Source organism: Alkalihalophilus marmarensis DSM 21297, from assembly GCF_000474275.2.
In the GTDB taxonomy this organism is placed as follows: domain Bacteria; phylum Bacillota; class Bacilli; order Bacillales; family Bacillaceae_D; genus Alkalihalophilus; species Alkalihalophilus marmarensis.
The window spans coordinates 78661-101369 of record NZ_ATAE01000031.1 but is presented as its reverse complement, the minus strand read 5'-3'; the positions used below and the strand labels follow the sequence as shown (position 1 = coordinate 101369).

The window sequence follows — 22709 nt, the reverse complement described above, 5'->3', positions numbered from 1 at the left end:
TAAGCATACCTCGCTGATAGTAGGCCAGGTATGCTTTTTTATTAAGTGGAAACGTATTAAAAAGAGGACAAGTGTTCCCTTGATTCCCTCACTTGCGGTATACTTATAAGTCTAGGGGGGAGTTTAAATGAAATTAATCATTGCAGAAAAACCTGATCAAGGAGCAAAGCTTGCCGCCCCTTTTCCAATGGTGAAAAAGCAAGGTTATATAGAAATTAAGTCATGTGAGATGTTCCCTAAAGGCGCGTTTGTAACATGGGCAGTTGGTCATTTATGTGAATTAGAATCACCAGAAAAGTATGACTCTAAATGGAAATCGTGGAAGTTAGATACTCTGCCCATTTTGCCGCCAACATTTAAATATAAAGTGAGTAAGGGAAAATATAAGCAATTTCAAGTTGTGAAGAAATTAATAGAGAATCGAAAAGTGAGAGAAATCATTATGGCTGGTGACGCAGGACGGGAAGGTGAATTAATTGTTCGTTTGATTATTGAACAATGCAGGGCATCTCAGCCGTTAAAACGTTTATGGTTATCATCACTAACCAAACAAGCGGTTATTGATGGTTTTAACACGTTAAAGCCTGAACATGAGACACGTCCTCTTTATGATGAAGCATTGAGCCGAGCATGTGCTGATTGGTTGATAGGGATGAACGCTTCTAGAGCCTATACACTGCTTCTTGGTGAAAAAGGGATTGATGATGTGTTCTCCACAGGACGCGTACAAACCCCTACACTAGCACTGATTGTGAAACGTGAAAAAGAAATCGAAGCATTTAAGCCTGAACCATTTTGGGAAGTGAAGGCTGCCTTTAAAATGGGAGAGAAAACATATGAAGGTGTTTGGCATAAAAAGGGTGAAACAAGGGTGGATTCAAGTAGACGAGCTCTCCAAATTGCTCAATTTTGCGAGGGAAAGCCAGCAATTGTTCAAGCTATAAAAGAAGAGAAAAAGGAATACGCTCCACCTTATTTATACAATCTATCAAGCTTGCAAACTGCCGCAAATAAAAGATATAAATATTCCCCTAAAAAAACACTCGACCTTGCTCAAAAGCTCTATGTAAAAGGGTATATCTCTTACCCGCGTACAGACTCAAGCTTTGTTACGAAAGGGGAAGCAAGTACCTTTCCGGCAATCCTTCAAAAGCTTTCGGCATTTAAAGAATATGAATCGTTTTTTCCTTTACCGGTTAAAAGCTTAATGAACAATCGACGATTTGTAAATGATCAAAAGGTAAGCGATCATTATGCGATTATACCGACAGAGCAAGTACCTAAGCAAGAGAGGTTAGGGGCTGAAGAGCGAAACATCTATGATTTAATTGTACGGTCGCTTCTTGCTGCTCATGAAAATTCAGCGATTATAAGTCATACTCAAGTGGAAACGATTGTTGATGGACGCGCAACGTTTCAATCGAAGGGCAAGCAAATGATAAATGAAGGCTGGCGGAAAATCATTTATGAAGGTAAAAAGCAGGAAGATACACTTTTACCTCCCCTTTCGCATGGTGAAGAAGGCGTCGTTTCAAAGTCCATTGTAAAAGAGGGGATGACTCAGCCTCCTAAGAGATACACAGAAGGACAGCTCATAACGGTGATGAAAGCTGCAGGTAAGTCAATCGAGGATAAAGAACTCGAAAAGGTTATGATGGAGTCACACGGACTCGGTACAGAAGCAACAAGAGCAGGAATTATAACGGTGTTAAAAGACAGAGGATATATGAAGGTAGAGAAAAATATAGTTTTCCCTACTCAGAAGGGCCGGTTATTAATTGATTCTCTTGGCACAAGTATCCTTGCTTCAGCTGAAATGACAGCAAAATGGGAACAACGCCTTCGTGAAATTGGAAAAGGTGCCGCATCAAAGGACGATTTTATGGAACAAGCTAGAAAATTATCTGTTCATTTAATTAATGAAGCGGTATCTCAATCTAGATCATGGGATTTTACAAACATTGATACATCAAGCATCAAGCGAAGAGGCGGAAGAGGTTCCAAGTCGTACACAAGAAACAGGCAAGTCAAGAAAACAGTAGGTCAGTGCCGGTTATGTCAGGGTGAAATCCTGGATCTGGGCACGTTCTTTGGATGTTCTAATTATAAGTCGAAAAAATGCACGTTCACTTTATCTAAAACTCTGCTTGGGAAAAAACTGACGGAAACTACCGTCAACACATTGCTATCTAAGGGAGAAACAAGGGTTTTAAAAGGTTTTAAAAAAGGGGAGCAGATATTTGATGCCGCCCTTCGTTTGACTCCTGAAGGGAAAATCACTTTTCAAAAAAAAGAATAACCTCTTTTCATTCAAAAAGGATGCAGCTACATATCGAATGCCGCATCCTTTTTATTTTTTACGATTCATAAATGCATCAATCACATCCCCGAACGGCATTTCGCTTACCTTGTCAATGATCTTCTCTAACTGGGTTTGTTTACGCAAATTCCCTTGAAGAACGATTTCGACATTTTGCTCATTATCAACAAGTACCGCTCGAACGGTGAGGGCATTTGTTGCCAATGCGGCAATGACGGCAATTTGCTGAGGAGTAAGAGCATTAGAATCTTTTTTCTGCTGGTTGTTTTTTTGATTGTTATAAAAAGATCCATTTTGGCCGCTGTAAGGTCCGTTCTGTTGATTCATATCACTTACCACCCATCCTAGCCAGTATGAAGGTTAACCTAAGAGGATGACATCTTCTGTAGGTGAGGCAGTATCAGAGTCGACGGTGCCAATACCTAAAGCAAACGAGCCAAACAATAGCACCACAACGAAAAGTAATATAAGCCTCTTAGCTTCTTCTTGATCGGACATTATCTACACCTCCATGCCCATCTGTTCTTCCTCCATCTTATGAAAAGAAAGCCTACTAGGTGCATGCCTTGTTTAGAGTGAGCACAGTTAAAAAATAGAACTCATTCTAAATAAATTTACCTATAAGCGGAATCATTTCTGCTTCCCTCATCATAAAGTAGTACTAAGAGAGGGAGTGATAAGGATTGGTATTGTAAGAACGGACAAGTGGTTAACTCTTTACTTGGCTGAATGGAAAAAGAAATCCAACCTTATGCAAAAGATTGCATGGCATCAAAAAATGCTCATCTCTCCATTAGAGAAGGTGAGTGACTCTCTGCCAGATACAAATAAATTACAACAATTTTTCATTCAATCAGGTCTCATTTTGCCAGATGAAGATAGTCATCAAGACATCAATGATATGCTCGAACGCAATTATTGGAAAGTGATATCCACCCATTATCAACAATTAAAACAAAAGTGGTCAGCTCATGATGCTGGGGTGTATATTTTTCCTGCTAGTAAAGATCAAGCTTCTATTCAATCTCTTGGCGGGAAAAATGGACTAACCATAGATCGTTTTATCTTTCTATTTTTAACAAACGGGTTATCAAATTCAGAATTAAAAGCCATTATTACGCATGAATATCATCATATATTCAGACTCTCTGTAACGGAAGAAACGGAAGAGTCGATTACTTTCTTAGAATCAATGATCATGGAGGGGTTAGCAGAGTTAGCTGTAAGTCATGAAGTGGGCAGGGATTACACAGCGGTTTGGACGAAAGATCTTTCTTTGAAGCAGATGAAAAGGTTATTTAAAGAATGGCTCGAACCCCATTTGTTCACAAGAGGCAGAAAGGACCATCACACTCTCTTATATGGAGGCGGACCTTATCATGTACCGAGGTGGCTAGGGTATCACTGCGGACATCTTATCGTAGAGCAGGCGTACAAAACTTTTAATGAACGTTCGATAAAAACAGTGACTGAAATACCAGCTGAAGATTGGCTGTCGGCATCAGGGTTTCTAAAGTGAAGGAGGGCGGTACATGTTTGTAATTTATTATTATACTAAGTGGATTGGCAGTGGTGAGTATGGTTAGAATTTTCATTATGTTTGTTGGATTTGGTTTTTCGGTTGCAGGAGGAATAAGTTTACTTGCCTATTTGAATTTACTTACTTTAGGCTATGAATTCTCCTATTATATGCGTTTTATTACAACTAGAGTTGAGTTCTATTTGTTTATTCTTGGAGTAATAATGGTCATTGGATCACTGGCTATTCCAGATCGCAGAAAGTAAGCCGGTATAATAAATTCGACTGAGCAAGAGGGTCAGCTATCTATTAAATGTATCGAGGAAAGTGTTTAAAATTCTCAAAGCTTGCCTATACTGTGGATACAAATCGCAATCAGTAAGGGGGGCTTTATATGGTCCATATCAGGGACGTATGGGTCAATTGGTTTGAAGGGGAAGAGAATGGTTATAACGTGTGCGATTTTTTTGAATGGCGCAGTGATGACCGAATCGAGGTACTCGATCAAGCAATTTTGATTAAAGTCAGCCAAGAATTATACGATTATATTGAAAATCATTTGTCAGACCTGCCAGAAGATTTACTTGAAGCCGTACACCAGCAAAGTTATTTACGTAAAAATATGTCACGGATTCAATTGGATTATTGTTTTATTGCAACAGATGGTGCTGGCATCATCGCTGTTGATACTATGGGCTACAAAACACCGATTAGGAAAAGCCGCCTGACACCTAGACAGGATCAAATTGTCTATGAAATGCTAGAACAAAATCAATTTGAGACATTTGAGTTAAAAGAAAAACATGAACCTAAAGAATATCATATCTTATCTCCAGACCCAGATGATATGCGCGGCCTTACACGTAAGGAGCGTCAGCTGAAACAGCTTTTATATATGGCGCTAGATCAGCTTTATCATTCAGGGAATGATGCAGAAGTACGTTATTGGTACACGGAATGGAATCCTAGAGACTATGTCAGAATTCAGATGATGACTAGGGATGAAGCATGGCATGAATTATATAATGAAGTCAAAGCAGGGTGGTCAAAACAGCATCATCATTTATGTGAAGCAATGGTGAAGGGACAAGCCTTCTTTGAAAAGCTATGGGAACTAGAGCATGGAGAAAGTGTAAAGTAAAACACTGGTGATTGCTCATAGAAGATGAATACGGTCCTATCATTAATTAATCGTTTTCATTATGTATGATCTAAATATGTGGATCGCGTGAAACATTGGCTTCTAACATTTACAACCTACTTTAACTCTCCTATAATAAAAAGGACTATGGCATAGCAGGGAGGGGAAACGTGTGGAGACAATGGACAACTTTGCATATTTAATTATGCAGATCCTTACGGTCGTTTTACTAGTGGGAACTTTAGGTCTTTCTTTCTTTGTAGGGAAAGTATGGAAGAAAAACCACGGATATTAAAAAGTGTTGAATTAAAATGAAGCTGCACTCACCCTTAAAGGAGAGTGCAGCTTTTTTGTGATGAAAGAGGTATGTCTTTTGTATGGTTTTAATTGTGCTAATTGACAAAAATACACAGTGTGTTAATTTGAATAAGGTTGAAGTAGATCATAACGGAGGAGGTTTCACACATATGAAAAGGTTAAGTATGGCAGTGTTTATCATTTTTTGCTTAATCCTCATCACAGCTTGCAATGCAGATCAGACAGCAAATGAACAGGTGGACGACCAAGAAGAAACAGGAGAAGAAACAGGAGAAGAAACAACGAATATTCAAGAAACTGAGGAAGAAGAGAGCGATCAGCAAGATGGAAATGAAGCAGAGGGTGGCGATGGAGATGGCGGGGAGAATGCTGAAAATGCTCAACAACCCCAAGCAGTAGAAACGTCTTCTGTTGAGGATACGGTTTCATTCACAAGAATTTGGTGGACATTTGGTTCGCCTGATCGTAAACCGGAAGCGGGAGTTTGGCTGTATACGGATGAGGAGCATCCAAGCAACAAAGCAGATACATTTGACTTTGAAGAGAATGATTACTTATTGTATCAGGTGAGTGATGAAGATTTGCTTGGGCATGACCTGCGTGCAAAAAGGATTGTTCTCCTTGAAGATGACGTAGTGAAAATTGTAACGGACATTCACTCAGAACCGAGTGATGGAAGCGATAACCTTGAAATGCCTAGACAATACTTAGAAGTAGAAAAGAATGTGTTAAGAGGAAAGAGCTTTATTATAGAGCTTGAAGACGGAACATCTCTTCGTTTGAACTAACATAAAGCAACTAAAATTGAGACAAAAGTATTTCTAAAAGGAGTTTGAACATTACAGAAGCGGTATTTATAGACCGCTTCTGTAATGTACTAGTGTGTCCAATCCGAATAATTCATCCGCTAGATTAACGCTTTTTACGTCCGAGTCCCATTGCGCGCTCCGCTTTCTCCACCATTTTGCTAGCTGTGCGGTTTGCTTTTTCGGCCCCTTCATCGAGGATTCGATCGAGTTCTTCAGACTCAATAAGCTCATGATATCGTTGTTGAATCGGCTCTAGCGTACTCACAACAACATCAGCTAAATCTTGTTTAAATTCCCCGTAGCCTGCCCCTTGATACTTTCTTTCTAATTCTTCAATTGATATTCCTGAACATAACGAATAAATGGATAATAAATTCGAAACGGCAGGTTTATCTTCTCGATTAAATTTAATTTCACCATCTGTATCAGTTACAGCACTCTTGATCTTTTTAGTGATTGTTTTTGGATCATCAAGCATTGATATATAGCTTTTTGCATTAGGGTTTGATTTACTCATTTTTTTGGAAGGGTCATTTAACGACATAATACGTGCTCCGACTTTTGGAATACGCACTTCCGGTATTGTAAAGATGTCATTATATTTTTTATTGAATCGTTCTGCAAGATCTCTTGTAAGTTCGAGATGTTGTTTTTGATCTTCACCAACGGGCACAATGTCTGTTTTATAAAGAAGAATATCAGCTGCCATTAAAGGTGGATAAGTTAATAGTGAAGCAGATACAGCCTCTTTCCCGTCAGACTTATCTTTGAATTGAGTCATTCTCTCTAGCTCGCCAATATAAGCTACACATTGCATTATCCAGCCAAGCTGCGCATGTGCAGGAACTTCTGATTGAATAAATAAAGTAGATTTATTAGGGTCAATTCCAACAGCAAGATATAAGGCAGCAAGACTTCTGATGTTTTCTCGTAACTTTAATCGATCTTGCGGTACTGTAATTGCATGCTGATCTACAATACAGAAATAGCAGTTTGCTTCATTTTGCATATCTACAAAATGTTTCATTGCCCCTAAATAATTTCCAAGAGTTAATGTACCGCTAGGCTGAATGCCTGAAAAAACTGTTTTCATAATACACGACCTTCCAATCATTATCTAATTATTGTTATGTATGTAATGTAATAAGAAAATCATAACAAATTGTTACGGAAAATCCTAGTCAGCGTTATCTGTCTTGCTAATTAATTTGAATAGTATCCTTTACTCATTTAAGGAAATAATATGGTTACCTGCTTAGTTTTTAGAAGGTTAGAGGAGGGATATTACCATTGAGCCATATAACCATTTTTTCAGCTTCAATCGGGCATGGTCATAATGAAGCATCAAAAGCATTAAAAGCGCAGTTAGAAGAGGAGGGTAGAAGTGTAGACATTGTGGATACTTTTCATGCTATACATCCAATCCTTCACAAATCGTTTGTCACAGTTTACTTAAATATGATTAAAAGAGCACCTACTCTATGGGGAAGTCTTTATAAATATGGTGCTGAACATTCTTGGTATTTATTAGTAGATAAATTAGCATCTTTATTTTGTGGAAGATTAAATGCGATTATTACAAAACAAAATACATCCATAATGATTTCTACCAACCCTTTTGTAACATCTTTTCTCTCCATTATAAAGAAGAAAAGATGTTTAGATATTCCTTTATATACAATTATTACTGATTTTGATTTGCATCCGGGGTATGTGAGGCCTGAAGTAGACGCTTATTTCACTGGATCACCTTATCATGCTGAATTCGCTGCTGAACATAACATTCCCCTAGAACAAATTCATTTTACAGGGATACCTATAAAAGCCATTCCAGAACCTTTAACACCCAGAACTCAAATGAGGAAGGAACTTGGCTTAGAACCTTATACAAAAACCATCCTTATTACTGGGGGAGGACTAGGATTAGGTAAATACAATGAAATCATTCGTTCATTAGAAGAAATAAAAGAGCCTCTCCAGATTCTATGTATGACCGGAATAAATCAAAAAGTAGCAAAGCAATTACAAAAGGTGCAAAGTACACACTCTATCCAAGTTATCGAATTTACAGAAATATTTTTAGATTATTTACGTGCAAGTGATGTTGTATTATCGAAAGCTGGCGGCTTAACTATGTCAGAAGCCCTTGCTTGTGAAACTCCTATGTTAATTTATAATCCAGTTCCAGGACATGAAGAAAATAATGCGACGTTATTGTCCGGTTTAGGTGCTGCTGTAAAAGCTGATCAATTATCTGAAGTAACATTGTTACTTGAGCATATTCTTTTTAATGATACGCATTATAATACCCTTGTACAAAACGCAAAAAGATCAAAGAAGCCTGATGCTGCAAAGCAAATTGCAAGGAAAATTGAATATTTACAACAAACTAAAGGAATAAACAGTGATCGTCTGCAACCTTCATAGGAAATAAACTGCCTCGATTAAGAAGCAGTTTATTTTATGTCTATTTATACTAATTCATAGGAATTTGACGTTGAATTTTACCTTCTATGCGTTCAAAGATATTTTCAAGAGATGGTCCGGTGATGGTTAAGCCATGGTTTTTTAGGCCGATGATGGTTTCATTGGGATTTTCAGATTCTCTTACTAATTGCGCGACTGTTTCTGCTAATTCCAGTGTACCGCATGGGTAATTAATTTCTGTTGCCTTTATACCTTCCATCCATGCGTGAATATGCACAATAGCTCCAACATCAGGATGTTCTTTATAAATCATCCAATGTTCAATGGCATCCACTGATGCTCTTTTAGGTTTAATATTCGGAGGAATACTAACCTCCATTTGATTGGATTCCTCGTTATACCCTTTTATATAAAGGATATCTCTACCTACTTCATTCATATTTGACTTATCAATTCCGCTCGCACTCATCCAGAAATGATCTTCATTAGAACGTGCACTTAAATTTCCGTAGCTTAATCCTCCAATTCCATAAAGTTTATTTAAATGACGCATATCTCTTTCACTTAAATAATGGTCAAGAGGAAATGGGGCTGGCAATAAATCCATCATGTCTAATTTTTTCCCCGAAGCACTAAGTTCAACCGTAACTTGATCTCCTTCCCATTTAGCAGCTGGCAAGTCTTCAGAAAATTGATTATCAATGACTAAACGAGAGGTTGATAATGGCTGCAGGCGTTGAAAGACTTTCATAAAAAATGTGTGTTCATCTTCCCCTTTATTATGTTGAATAGAATAACAACCCTGCTCAGGAGTGAGGAAATGAATATCAACTTGATCATTCTTATGATTTACATAAACGAGATGGTTAGCTAACGAACGTATAAGAAAGGGATACACTTCTCTAAAAATATCATAAGGTGCTCCCTTACTTTCTAAGATAGCGACAACAAATGTAGCTTGTGCTTTTCTTCGGTAAGGTTTTGGATTGTCTTGATCGATAAAATGAAAAACAAGGTTTGTGTGTGCATCAGATTGATTTGTATGGTTAAAGCCATTTTTAATAAAAGTTGAAGTGAGACCAGAGGATAACCAATCTAGTGTTGAAGTTGGTGGTTGGGAACTGAAAGTAAAGTTAGTCATGCGCTGCCTCCTACTGTCTTATCATGGTCAAAAATAACTTTTAAGACATCTTTTTTTTGCTTTCTCGATATGGTTTGAAATGCAAGTTTATAATCTGCTAAGGAAAACCGATGAGTAATGAGGGGAGATAGGTCGACTTTCCCTCGCTTCATAAGTTCAATGGCAATATCCATTGTGTCTATATTTTCACCTTCAAACTCGTTATAGCTGTAAGCAAAACATCCTTTAATCGTTAGTTCATTCAACCAAACGGCAGTCCAGTCAATTTTTTCCATGACACTTGCTAGTCCAAGTAATACCACTTTCCCGCCGCTATTAGTAAATCGTAAAGAATCTTTAATGCTTTTATCTTTACCTACACATTCATATACAATATCTGCACCACCTTGTATGACTTCATCGCCAATAACTGGCCTTAAGACTTCGGCATTTAAAACACGTGCAGTTTCCCCTACGTAAGACTTGTCCAAATAAACAATATGGTCTGCCCCGTAGGACTTAGCAGCTTCCCCTTGAAATGAATACTTCACAAGCATTGTGATAGAACACTTTATATCAAGAGCACGCAGCGCGACTAAAACGGATAAGCCGATCAGTCCGCCTCCAATAATTAATACATTATCGTTTGGTGCAGGTGGGTTTCTAAGAACGGCATGCAAGGCACAGCTAAATGGCTCTACTAATACACCGTTTAAATCATCGACTTCATCAGGCAAAGATTTAATTTGACTTTTATGTGCTACTAAATACTGTCCCCAGCTACCACCTGTATTGTGGCAGGCGCCGATAAGCAAGCCTGGTTGAATGGATCCTTTATTCTTGTTAATGCAGAGGCTTTGATCACCTCGCATGCAAGCAGGACAAGGTTCCATATCCCGGCTTTCACAAGATAAGACAGGATTGATCACAACTCGTTGACCTTTAGAAAGTCTATCCACGTTTGAGCCTACCTCATCTATTTGTCCTACTGCTTCATGTCCGATTGTGAAAGGAAACGATACAAAAGGTGAAGTAGAGGGACTATCATGTAAATATAAAAGGTTCATATCACTACCACAGATCCCCCCATATTTTACCTTTACCTTAACCCAATCTTCATTTGGTAAGGTTGGTTCATGAATTTTCCTCCACTGTAAACAAGAGATGTGATTGTTCCAAAAAACGGTTGGTATAAATCTGCCTATTGTCTTTGAGAGAAGATATCTAGGAATGGTGAAATCAAATTGCAATGCGTTCATTAGATCGACCCTTTCTTAACCTTTTTTTTAATATGTGCATTTTCTGCCTAGATATGTATATAGTTACCAAAAAAATGAATGAATTGGGCACAAAATAGTGATCCTATTAAAGGGATCCGCTGATATATGAGGAATTAAGACAAAAGGCACAAATAGGTGGGGGTATAACTATTATGTTCGTTTTTATTGTGAACACTAAAGCTGGAAAAGGTAGAGCGGAAAGGGTCTGGACTAGAGTAGAGGAATATTTAAAAGACAATAAAATTAAGTACCAAGTATTAAAAACAGTTTCTAAAGAGGAGATAATGCAGTTAAGGTCAATTCTTGAGAATGCTCGAGGTAAGGTGAGGTGTGTGATTGCAATTGGGGGTGATGGAACAAGCCATAGCGTCATTAATGAATTAGCAGGAACAGATGTCCCATTCAGCATAATTCCGACGGGTTCGGGTAATGATTTCGCAAGAGCCCATGGTATAAGTAGAGATTGTATTAAACAGATCAATCATATAGTAAACAGTGATCATGAAAAAATGGATGTGCTCACAATGGGGGAAAAGAGTTGTCTCACAGTCATTGGGCTTGGCTTTGACGGTTTAGTTGCTAAGGTTACTAATGAAATCAAAATAAAAAAATGGCTGGGCAGTGCTGCTTATATATACAGCGTGCTAAAAGTATTGAATTATTTTAAACCGGCGAATGTTGTATTAACTATTGATGGTGAGGAGATGAAGATTGACAATGTATGGCTTATTGCTATAGCAAACCATCCCTATTACGGGGGAGGGATGAAGATTTGCCCTAATGCATCGAGCAAGGATGGATTATTAGATATATGTGTAGTTCATAGTTTATCAAAATGGAAATTGTTGAGCATATTTCCTTTAGTATTTAGTGGAAAGCATTTGGGAAAAAAAGGAGTCAATGAGTATAGAGGAAAGACAATACAAGTCTCTTCTGAAAAGCCCTTAATGATTCATGGAGATGGGGAGATGATTGGAGAAACTCCAGTAACCATTTCTGTTAAAGAGCAGGCACTAAATGTGATATCGTAACGAAATGAATTTTCGTTACGATTTATAAGGATTAAGTTTATTAGCAAGAGTGTATCTTTTTTGTGTTTTCTGATCAAAGTTAAAAACTTCTTCATATTCAAGGGCAAAAAGAATTTCAAGAAATTCAATACTAATATTTTTAATTGTTCGTAAGCTGAAAGTCATCATATATTCCTCCTCTTAGGTGGTTACATTTAATGTAAGCAAAACAAGAGAAAAAATACTCACCTTAATTATTAATTATTTGTTTTTCTTTCGCGAAGTCTTAAAACCCATAAAATGATATTAATAGAAGCTATAATAAAGAAGAACCAATCTGCTTCTGTATAGTTGGTATAGGCTAATATCACATAAATTCCTAAGATCGTTACAGCAATCACTTGTAAGATTTGTAGCTTGGTCAAAATTATTCCACTCCTTTCGCATCATTACTGATAGATGGACATAATCTACATTATAGCATCTTGTTTAGTAATAAGAAGGGAGGATAACAAATGAAGGTTCGCCAAATGGCGTTTAGAAGTGCTCTTATATTGATCCTTTGTTCAGTCGCGTTTATGTACAGCCAGTCAGAGAGTATATTTCAGCAAGTTGAAGAAGCTGTAGCTGCCTCAGTTAAACAGGGGGTACAAGTTGGTAATGAGGCGAAGTCATTTGAACTTCATTCATTACGAGGGGAAACCGTTTCTCTTAACGATTTTCACGGCACACCTGTCGTTATTAATTTTTTTGCTACATGGTGTCCGCCTTGCCAAGAAGAAATGCCTGTCATTGTAGAATTAGAAAAGCGCCTGACTCAAAAAGGGGCAAAGTTCATAGCGGTTAATATGACTAGTCAGGAAGCAAGTATTGCCGAGGTTGAACCGTTCTTAAAACACTTTAATGCTTCATTTGATGTGCTGCTTGATGAAACAGGAGAGATCATGAATATGTATCAAATTATAGGTATCCCAACAACCGTTGTTATCGATGAAAATGGAGTCATTGTTCAAAGGATAAATGGAGGGCTCTCATATAGTATGATGGAGGATCTATATTTATTTAGACAGTGATGAAGATAGAAAAAAAGAAGAGAGCCAGTCAGCTCTCTTCTTTTCGTTTTATTTCATTGTTTTTACTGAACAAAAATTAAGTAGGAAGAAACAAAGTAGAGGGCAATTAACACGATAGATGGCAGCGCATATCTAAACGTGGAGTTAATGGGTTTCCTCACTAATGAATAAAGTACTACCACACATAAAATCGCTACAGCGGCCGCGGTAATTTGATGTACGCTTGATACCGCAGAAATAATGGAACCTTTTTGATAAAAAATATCAGATGCACCTAATATTAAGATATTGAATAAATTACTACCAAGGATCGAACCGATCGCTAAGTTATAATTTCGAAGCTGAAGTGCTACTAAGACAGATACTGCTTCAGGCAAGGAAGTAGTAGCTGCAATGAGAAAACTCCCTACAAAGCTTGAACCAAGTCCAGTGACAACAGCTATTTTATCACCAGAAACCGTAAGTAATGTTCCAGCACCCATAATGACTACAGCAGCGATAATAAAGCCGATTATTGCAGTTTTTAGGGGAATGGCAGAAAAATCATGGGCAGATTCCTCTTCATCAGCCACTGGCATAGGAGCTTTAGATTCTTTATTGGACATTTTAGAAATATACCATACACCAAATCCATAAAGAGTAATTAAGATCCATATATCCACACCAATATTTAAAAATGATATGTCAATTCTTATGGTTAATGCAAGCAGAGCTACTATGGCAAGCAATAATCCAAGGCTTGCAGTAAAGAAATGAGAGTGATCGGCATGACGGAATATTTGCTGCTTACGAAAGTACAAGTCAAAGCAAGCGATGATTAGTAAATTAAACATATTACTGCCAAAAACGTTTCCCACCGCAATATCTGGGTTATCTAGTACAATAGCCGATACACTGGTTGTTACCTCAGGCAGAGAGGTTGCCCCAGCAAGAAAAATGGTCCCAACCACCATCCCCCCGAGTGATGATTTCTCTCCAATGGTATCAGCATATGTTGATAGCTTAATGGCTGCAAGAACAGTGATAATGGCTGCTACTATAAACCAGACGAAAACCATACAAAAACCTCCTCAATATCAATCAAAATATAAATCATCAATCAAAAATATAAATCATTAAACAAAATTTAAATCAAAGTCAAAATAAAAATAAGAAAAGTCTGTCTAGAACACAAAAAAGACCTTTTTATGAGAGTTTGCCCAATAAAGCAAACTCTCATAAAAAGGTCTTGCGTACTTTGAATAATCAAAGCTCAATGAACCGAGTGTTATCCACTGTCATGACGACTCATTGACCATAGGTCGCTACTCCCCTTTTTAGGGCTAACTGTATTCGATTAAGTATTAATGTAGCATGTGGATTGCGGGGCGTCAATCATTTTTATTTTGGCCGCACATCAGAGTAGGATAGAAACAGCATAAAAGGTTAATCAAAAAAGATTAACCTTTTGTTGTACTATTTATAATGAAGTGCATGTCTCTGTATTATGTGGTTTGTGACAAGGCGAGTGCTACTAAGTCGTCTAGTTCGGCAAGCATTTTTCTTGCTCTCTCATCTGAGATCGTTCTGTAATGATGTTCCCCGCTTGGCTCTTCATCTGCCTCATCAGCTAAGGCAACCACTTGTTGAAGGGGATTTAAATGAAGCTCTCCTTGAGGCAGATATGAATCGGTATGGAGAAGGATAGCAAGGGCAATTTCTTTTGCTGATTTCGGATGTTCTCCAAGACGAATCAGCAATTTGTGCGCACGCTCTGCCCCTTTAATCGCATGTATATCATTTTGTTTGTATAAATCATAATCCCACTTCCCGTTGCGATACCAAGTATAATGACCAATATCATGAAGAAAAGCAGCTTTTGTCGCAAGGTCAGGGTTCACATTGTATTTTTTTGATAATTTATAGGCATGAAAGGCACAAGCAATTGCGTGCGCCATCCCAGAACGTTTTACGAATTTTTGAGTGATTGGGTGATTAAAAAGTTGAATTAATGTGACATGTCTCATGAGACTGGCTCCTTTCAAGTATGGTAAGATATCTAACGAGCAAAAAATGTATTTTTACTATTATATAGAGGACGAATAGTAGATGCAACGAAAATGTACGATTTGTTTGTTATTCTTTTATCCCATTCTCTGTTATAATAAAGCAATTATTAGCAAAAAGGAGAGACGAATGGATACGACACATACGTTTTCAAAAGGCGAAGAAATAGCAAATGCTATCACTCACGGTATTGGGGCATTATTAAGTATTGCCGCATTAGTATTACTCATTGTCTTCTCAAGTTTACACGGATCAGCTTGGCATGTTGTCAGCTTCACCATTTTTGGAGCAACGATGCTTATGCTCTATATCTCTTCAACGATGTTACATGCTCTTCCACCAGGGAAAGCAAAAAATGTATTTGAAGTGTTAGATCATGCCTCTATTTATTTGTTTATTGCAGGTTCTTATACGCCGATTTTATTTATCGTTGTTCAAGGCGCATTAGGTTGGACATTGTTTGGAGTTGTTTGGGGTCTTGCGACGATCGGGATTGTCTTTAAAGCTTTTTTTGTTAAGAAATATTTATTCTTATCGACTGTATTTTATATTTTAATGGGCTGGTTAGCACTATTTGCTATTCAGCCTATTATGACCAACTTAGGTACAGAAGGGCTGATCTTCCTGATTGGAGGAGGACTTTGTTATACGATTGGAGCAGTCTTTTATGTGTGGAGAGGATTTAAATATCACCATGCTATCTGGCATCTTTTTGTTTTAGCAGGGAGTGTACTGCACTTCTTCCTCGTCATTATTTTTATTCTTCCATTATAGAAGGTAAAAGTATAGAAGGTAAAAGGTTATGTGGAAGGTTAAAACGATAGGCCCGAAACGATAGAGAATTGAGAGAGCCGAATAACGAATGTCGTTGTTCGGTTTTTTTTGAAGGAGCTTCAAGGGTGACTTCATGAATTAGAGACGTTATAATTCAAGTGGGAGGATTATACATGTATGTAAGCATCGAGGATTTAGCGGAATATCTTGGAGTATCCAGCCTCTACATCAAAGAACAGATTCAAAAAGGCAATATTCGTGCCGTTTTTGATGGAAATACGTATTTAATAAATAAAGCACAGTTTTCAAAGCACAAGGAACAAATTGAATTAAAGAAAAAGCAATTAGCTGAGGAACTTGCAGAACCTATTCCAGAAGATTGGGATGCAAAAGATGAAGATTAATACATAAAGAAAATAGTTAGGGAGAAAGGTTGTGTATGAATGGGGAAATATCTCGGCATAGTCATGATTGTAATGACTTCTTTACTCTTATTTGTTATGTCACCAGTATCGGCAGAAGAGGCTTCTACGGTGCAGGCAAAAGACCATGCCTTTAAATTGGTTGAACGTTCGCCTCTTGGGCTGCCAGAGCAATTAAATCGATTTGTTTATGATTCAGGGTACCACTTTACTTATCCGGAAGACGGGGTTCGAGGGATTTATGTAACAGGAAATTCAGCTGGAGGAGAACGCTTTGAAAGTCTTTTAGAATTAGTTAATTCAACCGACCTTAATTCAATGGTAATCGATATTAAAGAGGATCATGGGCATCTCACCTATCGACCTGAAGAGGACTCTCCTTTTTATGGAATTTCCCAAAACTTCATTTCCAATACGGACCAAATGATGGAGACATTAGAAGAGAATGACATTTACCCGATTGCAAGAATTGTTGTTTTTAAAGATTCGATCTTAGCTGAAGAACGTCCGGATTTATCCTTTCTTGATAATGGACAAGTTTGGAAAAATGGACGAGGAGAAGCATTTGTTAACCCATTTCTAAAAGAAGTATGGGACTACAATATTGATATTGCAGAAGAAGCAGCCAAAATGGGATTTAAAGAGATTCAATTTGATTACGTAAGATTTCCTGAAGGGTTTGAGAGAAGAGATGAGATGCTTCAGTATTCAGTTGGTGAATATGAAGGCGGAGATGGTGATAATATTCAAAAACGTGTCTCTGCTGTAACCGATTTTGTTGCTTATGCTAGAGAACGATTAGCTCCATATGATGTGGACGTATCTGTAGACATCTTTGGTTACGCTGCGACGATATCAGAAGCGCCTGGCATTGGCCAAAACTTCTCAAAAATATCTGAGAATGTAGATGTAATCTCATCTATGATTTACCCGAGCCACTGGACTCCTTATTTTGGACTTGATAAACCAGATCTCTATCCATATGAGTTAACAAAGGAGTATGCAAAAGTTGAAAATCAAGTATTAGGGGCATTAGAGGAACCACCTGTTTCTCGTCCATGGATACAAGACTTTACAGCCAGTTATTTAGGTTCCGGAAATTATCTCGTTTACGGTAAGGAAGAAGTTGAAGCTCAAATACGAGCTCTAAATGAGGAAGGAATTGATGAGTTCTTATTGTGGAATGCATCAAACCGATACACAGAAGGCGTGAATTATAAGCCTCTAGATTAAAGAGTGTCCGAGTGGACGCTCTTTTTTGTTTTCTAGAGTATATCGTAGCATCTTAGAAGGATTCTATGAGAAAGAGGTGTGATCTCGGTTAGCTTCATCGTGTGAAGTTATCTCACAAAAGATGATGTAAAGTGCGAGTTTATAGTTTTTGAAAAGAGGAATATACTAGTAATAGTACATTTTACGGAGGTCATAATTGTGAATTGGTATGAAAAATTAAATAAGTATTTTCCTGTTGAAGAAATGAAATCAAAAGAACATATGGAACTGTTATTAAAAGAGAAAGCAGATATTTACCATAAAGATGAAGGGCCAAATCATGTTATGATGTATGTAGAAACAGATGACTTTACATTTGTAGATTATTTGTTTGTTTCTAAAGATGCTAGAGGTCAAGGGTTAGGTAAGAAGCTTCTCGATAATCTCAAAGCAAAGCAAAAACCGATTATCCTTGAAGTTGAACCAATTGATTATGAAGAAACGGACACAGAAAAAAGACAGCGCTTTTATAATCGTGAAGGGTTCAAACATGCACAGTCTATAGGATATCGCCGACGTTCACTAGCGACAAACGAAGTGAATGAACTTGAGATCCTATATTGGTCACCAACGGATGAATCTGAGCATAGCATCTATGAAAAAATGAAGCATACGTATGAAAATATTCATACGTATAAGGATAAAGAATTATATGGTTCTTCATATGAGGATGTCGATCAGGTTCTTACGTATAATAACCCAAGTGACGATGATCAGCCGACTGTATAAGTGGACTCTTGACGCCAAGTAAAGGAAGGTGTTCTAGATGAAAGGTTCACAGAAGAACAAGTTGAGAAAACGAAAAAGAGACATGGTGAAAGATTTCCTTAAGAAAAAGGCAAAAAATTTAAAAGGAATTCCTAAAAGAAGGCCTATGACGCAGCCTTCAAAACGGACACCTGCATCCTAGTATACGCACAGGCTATGTACAAAGTATGTACATAGCTGTTTTTATGCAAATAATTATCTTGAATTTAAAATGTCTACCATTTATGTGACGATCTTGTGACAAGTAAGGCATGAAACGAAAAAACAGCGTATAATCAACTAAGTAAACATAAATGTTTAGAAACTTTTACGTTTAATGCTTAGAGTATGAGGGTACTAGGTAAGTGCATATAGAGTACTTTGTTCAACTATTGTATAGATAATTTGAACTTTACCTATACAAAACTTAAAAAATCCATTATAATTAGATCTATAAGACAATTCCCAACAATCTTCATCAATAGATCTCAATTTTGGAAGGAGAGGTCCACACGATGGTTACATTATTAACTTCACCAAGTTGTACATCTTGTCGAAAAGCAAAAGCATGGTTAGAGGAAAATAATATTCCGTTTGAAGAACGTAATATTTTTTCTGCGCCGCTTTCAGTGGAAGAAGTGAAAGAAGTCGTACGCATGACCGAAGATGGAACGGACGAGATCATTTCAACAAGATCAAAAGTGTTTCAAGAGTTAAATGTAGAACTAGAATCTTTATCACTTCAAACACTCTTCAAAATAATTAGTGATCATCCCGGCTTGCTTCGTCGCCCGATTATTTTTGATGAGAAACGCCTGCAAGTTGGATACAATGAAGCGGAAATTCGTCGATTCTTACCAAGGAAAGTTCGTTCTTTCCACTTAGAAGAAGCAAAGCGCATGGTTAATTAATACAAAACCTTCTAGTTAAAACATAAACTAGAAGGTTTTTCTCATCTCACTATATAATATGGCGCATGTATTTTTTCTTTGTAAGATAGCCTAGAAGAAGAACCCCCCCAATGACTATAACTTGAAATGCAATTGAAAAAGATGGGTGATGAGTGAATAGAGGCGATAACATGTTTTCGTGCTTAATCATTCTTGTTGCTGTAAAGGCCAATATGGCAGCACCGAAATAAATAATAATAGGAAAGCGATCAAAAGCTTTTAGAATAATTTTGCTGCCCCATATAATAATAGGCACTGAAAAGAGGAGGCCTATTAAAACAAGGGTTGTGTTTCCGTGAGCGGCTCCCGCTACAGCAATGACATTATCAAAACCCATAACAAAGTCTGCAATGACTATTGCTTTTATTGCTGAATAAAGACTGTTTCCGCCATTAATAGTCGTGTGGTCATCTGGTGTAGCTAGAAGGGAATAGGCTATGTAAATTAATAGAGCACCGCCAATTGCTAATAAAAACGGAATTGCTAGTAATTCTACTGCTATAAAGGTTAAGCACATCCTAATCAAAAGGGCTAATGTAATTCCTAGAATAATTGCCTTATTACGAACATCTGGATGAAGATGCCTGCATGCTAAGGCCACAACAATCGCATTGTCTCCCCCTAAAATAATATCTACACCGATAATGGTTACTAATGAGATGAACCAATCTATATCCATTTATGCATCAGCTCCTATAGTGTATAAGCTAAATCCATCATATTTATTCTTGACATAACATAAAGTGATCTGTAACAATTAAAAGTCATAACAGCTAATGAGACAAAATGATCTAGCTTGTCTTCACACTCTATAGAACACATATATTTATAGGCAGGCTAAATTATGATGAAAACCTCATAAATGGAGCAGTGTGATTATTGGAACGCCTTTTTTCTGAAAAATCATAGAAAAATAGGTTTTTAGATTTCCATTTTGAGCTTATATGTCATAAAATATAAGAAACAGATAATATGCTCTATAAATCATGTCTTAAATAATTGATAGTTGAAACCAGCTAAGATTGAAACCAGTAAGGATGTAGTAGGTTATTTTTGTATGAAATAGGGCAAGCTGAGTCGATAAGAATGATATAGACTTTACTTTTCTGTTTGATTAAAGTTCGATAGGAGGGAGAGCGAACATGGATATTGAACGCGTGAATGATACAACAATTAAATTCTTTATTACGTATAAAGATATTGAGGACCGGGGCTTTGACCGAGACGAAATTTGGTATAATCGTGAACGTGGCGAAGAGCTCTTCTTCGAAATGATGAATGAGGCAAATGACCGAGATGAATTTGAATTAGATGGACCTTTATGGATTCAAGTTCATGCATTAGATAAAGGGTTAGAAATTGTGGTTACCCGCGGACAAGTGAGTGATGGCAATGTGAAACTCGAAATCCCTGTGAGTCAGGATAAAGAAAAAACTGACGAGAACATCGTTGACTTAATGACAGGTCATTCAAGTGAAGACGATGAAGGTATTGATACAGATCAGCTGGAAATTGTGATTGGTTTTAATGATTTTGAAGATATTATTTCGTTAAGCCATAACTTTTTTATAGACGATCTTGAAAATGAACTATATCATTTCGAAGGACGTTATTATTTGCATGTGCTATTTAATGACGATCAATATAACGAAGATGAGCAGGATGACATGTTAAGTCAAATGCTTGAATATGGATACGAAACAGACCTTTCCATTTACCGTATGCAAGAGTATGGTAAAGAGATTATTGGAGAATATGCTCTTAAACACCTAAGAGGTCATTTTTCACAAAATTAACTGATGTAAGCCGATTTCATAAAGAAGTCGGCTTTCTTTTATCTTGATCAATGTTAAAATAAGGTTGTTAATCAACCACCATTTATTAATTGCCATGGGAGAATAAAATGAAAAACAGATTAAATGTTTTAGCTTTTTTTGCGCTATTATTTGCTGCCCTGTACATTTCAAGAGGTTTTCTGCAAAGCTGGATGGTAGGAACGCTTAGCGTTGTGTTTACTCTATCCGTCATATTTATTGGAATTATTATTTTCTTTGAGAACAGACATCCTACAAAAACCCTTACTTGGCTTCTAGTGTTAGCGGCATTTCCAGTCGTTGGCTTTTTCTTTTATTTAATGTTTGGTCAAAATCATAGAAAAAGTAAGCGGTTTTCTAAAAAAGCAATAGAAGATGAACGAGCCTTTCAAAAAATTGAGGGGCAGCGGCAGTTAAATGAAGAGCAGCTGAAGAAAATGGGAGGGCATCAACAATTATTGTTCCGCTTAGCTCATAAATTAGGCAAAAACCCGATCTCCTTTTCAAGTGAAACGAAAGTATTAACAGATGGAAAGGAAACCTATGCTCATATCCTGCAAGCACTAAAAATGGCCGAACACCATATTCACCTTGAGTATTATATCGTTCGTCATGATGACCTTGGTAACCAAATTAAAGATATTTTAATTTCTAAGGCCAAGGAAGGAGTTCATGTACGTTTTTTATATGATGGGGTAGGGAGCTGGAAGCTTTCGAAGTCATATGTCGAAGAGCTGCAGGATGCAGGAGTGGAAATGGTTTCGTTCTCACCTGTAAAATTACCTTTTTTAACTCATACGATTAATTATCGCAACCATCGCAAGATTATTGTCATCGATGGGGTAGTAGGATTTGTCGGTGGTTTAAATATCGGTGATGAATATCTAGGTAAAGATGCATACTTTGGTTATTGGAGAGATACACACTTGTATGTAAGGGGAGAAGCTGTTAGAACACTTCAGCTTATTTTCTTGCAGGACTGGCATTATCAGACAGGTGAAACGATTTTAAACCAAACGTATTTATCTCCTTCACTATCAATGACAAAGGGAGATGGCGGCGTTCAAATGATTGCAAGCGGGCCGGATACGAGGTGGGAAGTGAATAAGAAGCTATTCTTTTCAATGATCACTTCTGCTAAAAAATCGATTTGGATTGCAAGTCCGTATTTCATTCCAGATGATGATATCTTAAGTGCTTTAAAAATTGCCGCATTAAGCGGGATTGATGTGCGAATCCTTGTCCCAAACCGTCCAGACAAGCGAATTGTTTTTCATGCCTCAAGGTCTTATTTCCCTGAGCTGCTTGAAGCAGGAGTAAAGGTTTACGAGTATAACCGTGGTTTTATGCACAGTAAAATAATTATTGTCGATCATGAGATAGCATCAATAGGCACATCTAATATGGATATGAGAAGTTTTCATTTAAACTTTGAGGTGAATGCCTATTTATATCGTACGAGCAGTGTGACAAAGCTTGTAAGTGATTATGTTTACGATCTCGAGCATTCTAACCAAATTAACTTTTCATTGTTTAAAAACCGACCATTTTTCCATCGGCTAATTGAATCAACCTCAAGGCTTTTATCACCATTATTGTAAACGTACAAATAAGTCAGAAATCCCTCTTCTTATTATTAATTAAGAATGGGGATTTTTTATTTCAAT

General features: G+C 37.2%; 26 protein-coding genes. 16 read left to right on the top strand and 10 right to left on the bottom strand.

Translation table 11 applies throughout. The features are described 5' to 3' along the window. Window positions 1–127: 127 nt before the first annotated feature. Window positions 128–2299, top strand: a complete 2172-nt coding sequence (locus tag A33I_RS11375; protein ID WP_022628548.1) for a DNA topoisomerase III — start codon at window positions 128–130, stop codon at window positions 2297–2299. 51 nt (window positions 2300–2350) lie between these two features. Here the strand turns inward: A33I_RS11375 and A33I_RS21295 are convergent, their stop codons facing one another. Continuing rightward, window positions 2351–2647: a hypothetical protein gene (locus tag A33I_RS21295; RefSeq protein ID WP_012959748.1), complete on the bottom strand. Its 297-nt coding sequence runs from the start codon at window positions 2645–2647 to the stop codon at window positions 2351–2353. Between the two features lie 33 nt (window positions 2648–2680). Next, window positions 2681–2818: a hypothetical protein gene (locus A33I_RS20885; RefSeq protein WP_012959747.1), complete on the bottom strand. Its 138-nt coding sequence runs from the start codon at window positions 2816–2818 to the stop codon at window positions 2681–2683. 175 nt (window positions 2819–2993) lie between these two features. On the opposite strand from A33I_RS20885, the gene A33I_RS11365 reads away from it, so the two are divergent. The 5 genes from A33I_RS11365 (at window position 2994) to A33I_RS11350 (ending at window position 6086) form a co-directional block, all read left to right on the top strand. Next, on the top strand, window positions 2994–3839 hold the full coding sequence (locus tag A33I_RS11365; RefSeq protein WP_022628547.1) for a DUF2268 domain-containing putative Zn-dependent protease: 846 nt from the start codon (window positions 2994–2996) through the stop codon (window positions 3837–3839). Between the two features lie 59 nt (window positions 3840–3898). After that, window positions 3899–4105, top strand: coding sequence for a YuzI family membrane protein (locus tag A33I_RS11360; protein ID WP_031311585.1), 207 nt, complete (start codon window positions 3899–3901; stop codon window positions 4103–4105). Window positions 4106–4233: 128 nt separating this feature from the next. Next, window positions 4234–4980 carry a YjbA family protein gene (locus A33I_RS11355; RefSeq protein ID WP_012959745.1) on the top strand — a complete coding sequence of 249 codons (747 nt, stop codon included), beginning with the start codon at window positions 4234–4236 and terminating at the stop codon, window positions 4978–4980. A gap of 172 nt (window positions 4981–5152) precedes the next feature. After that, a complete protein-coding gene (locus tag A33I_RS21425) occupies window positions 5153–5275 on the top strand; it encodes a hypothetical protein (protein WP_012959744.1) in 123 nt (40 codons plus the stop codon). A 172-nt stretch (window positions 5276–5447) separates the two neighbouring features. Further along, the gene (locus A33I_RS11350) at window positions 5448–6086 is read left to right on the top strand and encodes a hypothetical protein (protein ID WP_152976470.1); all 639 of its coding nucleotides are present in this window, start codon (window positions 5448–5450) and stop codon (window positions 6084–6086) included. A 124-nt stretch (window positions 6087–6210) separates the two neighbouring features. Here the strand turns inward: A33I_RS11350 and trpS are convergent, their stop codons facing one another. Further along, complete coding sequence (gene trpS, locus A33I_RS11345; RefSeq protein ID WP_031311584.1) at window positions 6211–7203, bottom strand: tryptophan--tRNA ligase; 993 nt, start codon at window positions 7201–7203, stop codon at window positions 6211–6213. Between the two features lie 194 nt (window positions 7204–7397). On the opposite strand from trpS, the gene A33I_RS11340 reads away from it, so the two are divergent. Beyond that, on the top strand, window positions 7398–8534 hold the full coding sequence (locus A33I_RS11340) for an MGDG synthase family glycosyltransferase (RefSeq protein WP_022628543.1): 1137 nt from the start codon (window positions 7398–7400) through the stop codon (window positions 8532–8534). A gap of 49 nt (window positions 8535–8583) precedes the next feature. Here the strand turns inward: A33I_RS11340 and A33I_RS11335 are convergent, their stop codons facing one another. Beyond that, the gene (locus A33I_RS11335) at window positions 8584–9675 is read right to left on the bottom strand and encodes a class II aldolase/adducin family protein (protein WP_022628542.1); all 1092 of its coding nucleotides are present in this window, start codon (window positions 9673–9675) and stop codon (window positions 8584–8586) included. Continuing rightward, window positions 9672–10913 carry a zinc-dependent alcohol dehydrogenase gene (locus tag A33I_RS11330; RefSeq protein WP_031311583.1) on the bottom strand — a complete coding sequence of 414 codons (1242 nt, stop codon included), beginning with the start codon at window positions 10911–10913 and terminating at the stop codon, window positions 9672–9674. Before A33I_RS11330 ends, A33I_RS11335 begins: the two co-directional genes overlap by 4 nt. Before the next feature lie 173 nt (window positions 10914–11086). On the opposite strand from A33I_RS11330, the gene A33I_RS11325 reads away from it, so the two are divergent. Further along, window positions 11087–11965 (top strand): diacylglycerol/lipid kinase family protein, encoded by an 879-nt coding sequence (locus tag A33I_RS11325; RefSeq protein WP_022628540.1) that lies wholly within the window; start codon window positions 11087–11089, stop codon window positions 11963–11965. Between the two features lie 15 nt (window positions 11966–11980). Here A33I_RS11325 and A33I_RS20880 read toward each other — a convergent pair whose 3' ends face one another. Then, on the bottom strand, window positions 11981–12133 hold the full coding sequence (locus A33I_RS20880) for a hypothetical protein (protein ID WP_161808683.1): 153 nt from the start codon (window positions 12131–12133) through the stop codon (window positions 11981–11983). Window positions 12134–12201: 68 nt separating this feature from the next. Then, on the bottom strand, window positions 12202–12369 hold the full coding sequence (locus A33I_RS21095) for a hypothetical protein (RefSeq protein WP_022628538.1): 168 nt from the start codon (window positions 12367–12369) through the stop codon (window positions 12202–12204). Between the two features lie 90 nt (window positions 12370–12459). Here A33I_RS21095 and A33I_RS11320 point away from each other — a divergent pair, with 90 nt between their 5' ends. After that, window positions 12460–13017 carry a TlpA disulfide reductase family protein gene (locus A33I_RS11320; protein ID WP_022628537.1) on the top strand — a complete coding sequence of 186 codons (558 nt, stop codon included), beginning with the start codon at window positions 12460–12462 and terminating at the stop codon, window positions 13015–13017. A 62-nt stretch (window positions 13018–13079) separates the two neighbouring features. Here A33I_RS11320 and A33I_RS11315 read toward each other — a convergent pair whose 3' ends face one another. Beyond that, window positions 13080–14075, bottom strand: a complete 996-nt coding sequence (locus A33I_RS11315) for a sodium:calcium antiporter (RefSeq protein ID WP_022628536.1) — start codon at window positions 14073–14075, stop codon at window positions 13080–13082. 426 nt (window positions 14076–14501) lie between these two features. Beyond that, entirely contained in the window at window positions 14502–15023 is a 522-nt protein-coding gene (locus tag A33I_RS11310) for an HD domain-containing protein (RefSeq protein WP_022628535.1), read from the bottom strand. Between the two features lie 169 nt (window positions 15024–15192). On the opposite strand from A33I_RS11310, the gene trhA reads away from it, so the two are divergent. From trhA to spxA, 5 genes are all read left to right on the top strand, one after another. Continuing rightward, a complete protein-coding gene (gene trhA, locus A33I_RS11305) occupies window positions 15193–15837 on the top strand; it encodes a PAQR family membrane homeostasis protein TrhA (RefSeq protein ID WP_022628534.1) in 645 nt (214 codons plus the stop codon). 173 nt (window positions 15838–16010) lie between these two features. Beyond that, entirely contained in the window at window positions 16011–16241 is a 231-nt protein-coding gene (locus tag A33I_RS11300) for an excisionase family DNA-binding protein (protein WP_022628533.1), read from the top strand. A 39-nt stretch (window positions 16242–16280) separates the two neighbouring features. After that, a complete protein-coding gene (locus A33I_RS11295; RefSeq protein ID WP_022628532.1) occupies window positions 16281–17492 on the top strand; it encodes a putative glycoside hydrolase in 1212 nt (403 codons plus the stop codon). A 198-nt stretch (window positions 17493–17690) separates the two neighbouring features. Next, window positions 17691–18260: a GNAT family N-acetyltransferase gene (locus A33I_RS11290; RefSeq protein WP_022628531.1), complete on the top strand. Its 570-nt coding sequence runs from the start codon at window positions 17691–17693 to the stop codon at window positions 18258–18260. Window positions 18261–18793: 533 nt separating this feature from the next. Further along, a complete protein-coding gene (spxA, locus tag A33I_RS11285; protein ID WP_012959728.1) occupies window positions 18794–19189 on the top strand; it encodes a transcriptional regulator SpxA in 396 nt (131 codons plus the stop codon). A gap of 49 nt (window positions 19190–19238) precedes the next feature. On the opposite strand, the gene A33I_RS11280 is transcribed toward spxA, so the two are convergent. Next, entirely contained in the window at window positions 19239–19907 is a 669-nt protein-coding gene (locus A33I_RS11280; RefSeq protein WP_022628530.1) for a TerC family protein, read from the bottom strand. A gap of 463 nt (window positions 19908–20370) precedes the next feature. On the opposite strand from A33I_RS11280, the gene mecA reads away from it, so the two are divergent. Both mecA and cls read left to right on the top strand, forming a co-directional pair. Then, complete coding sequence (gene mecA, locus A33I_RS11275) at window positions 20371–21024, top strand: adaptor protein MecA (RefSeq protein WP_022628529.1); 654 nt, start codon at window positions 20371–20373, stop codon at window positions 21022–21024. Between the two features lie 107 nt (window positions 21025–21131). After that, window positions 21132–22643 carry a cardiolipin synthase gene (gene cls, locus A33I_RS11270; RefSeq protein ID WP_022628528.1) on the top strand — a complete coding sequence of 504 codons (1512 nt, stop codon included), beginning with the start codon at window positions 21132–21134 and terminating at the stop codon, window positions 22641–22643. Window positions 22644–22709: the final 66 nt, after the last annotated feature.

Excerpts from the sequence above, each read along its gene's own strand:
- A33I_RS11375 (WP_022628548.1), top strand. The coding sequence starts at position 128 with ATGAAATTAATCATTGCAGAAAAACCTGATCAAGGAGCAAAGCTTGCC.
- A33I_RS21295 (WP_012959748.1), bottom strand. The coding sequence starts at position 2,647 with ATGAATCAACAGAACGGACCTTACAGCGGCCAAAATGGATCTTTTTAT.
- A33I_RS20885 (WP_012959747.1), bottom strand. The coding sequence starts at position 2,818 with ATGTCCGATCAAGAAGAAGCTAAGAGGCTTATATTACTTTTCGTTGTG.
- A33I_RS11360 (WP_031311585.1), top strand. The coding sequence starts at position 3,899 with ATGGTTAGAATTTTCATTATGTTTGTTGGATTTGGTTTTTCGGTTGCA.
- A33I_RS11355 (WP_012959745.1), top strand. The coding sequence starts at position 4,234 with ATGGTCCATATCAGGGACGTATGGGTCAATTGGTTTGAAGGGGAAGAG.
- A33I_RS11350 (WP_152976470.1), top strand. The coding sequence starts at position 5,448 with ATGAAAAGGTTAAGTATGGCAGTGTTTATCATTTTTTGCTTAATCCTC.
- A33I_RS11335 (WP_022628542.1), bottom strand. The coding sequence starts at position 9,675 with ATGACTAACTTTACTTTCAGTTCCCAACCACCAACTTCAACACTAGAT.
- A33I_RS11330 (WP_031311583.1), bottom strand. The coding sequence starts at position 10,913 with ATGAACGCATTGCAATTTGATTTCACCATTCCTAGATATCTTCTCTCA.
- A33I_RS11325 (WP_022628540.1), top strand. The coding sequence starts at position 11,087 with ATGTTCGTTTTTATTGTGAACACTAAAGCTGGAAAAGGTAGAGCGGAA.
- A33I_RS20880 (WP_161808683.1), bottom strand. The coding sequence starts at position 12,133 with ATGATGACTTTCAGCTTACGAACAATTAAAAATATTAGTATTGAATTT.
- A33I_RS11320 (WP_022628537.1), top strand. The coding sequence starts at position 12,460 with ATGAAGGTTCGCCAAATGGCGTTTAGAAGTGCTCTTATATTGATCCTT.
- A33I_RS11315 (WP_022628536.1), bottom strand. The coding sequence starts at position 14,075 with ATGGTTTTCGTCTGGTTTATAGTAGCAGCCATTATCACTGTTCTTGCA.
- A33I_RS11310 (WP_022628535.1), bottom strand. The coding sequence starts at position 15,023 with ATGAGACATGTCACATTAATTCAACTTTTTAATCACCCAATCACTCAA.
- trhA (WP_022628534.1), top strand. The coding sequence starts at position 15,193 with ATGGATACGACACATACGTTTTCAAAAGGCGAAGAAATAGCAAATGCT.
- A33I_RS11300 (WP_022628533.1), top strand. The coding sequence starts at position 16,011 with ATGTATGTAAGCATCGAGGATTTAGCGGAATATCTTGGAGTATCCAGC.
- A33I_RS11295 (WP_022628532.1), top strand. The coding sequence starts at position 16,281 with ATGGGGAAATATCTCGGCATAGTCATGATTGTAATGACTTCTTTACTC.
- spxA (WP_012959728.1), top strand. The coding sequence starts at position 18,794 with ATGGTTACATTATTAACTTCACCAAGTTGTACATCTTGTCGAAAAGCA.
- A33I_RS11280 (WP_022628530.1), bottom strand. The coding sequence starts at position 19,907 with ATGGATATAGATTGGTTCATCTCATTAGTAACCATTATCGGTGTAGAT.
- mecA (WP_022628529.1), top strand. The coding sequence starts at position 20,371 with ATGGATATTGAACGCGTGAATGATACAACAATTAAATTCTTTATTACG.
- cls (WP_022628528.1), top strand. The coding sequence starts at position 21,132 with ATGAAAAACAGATTAAATGTTTTAGCTTTTTTTGCGCTATTATTTGCT.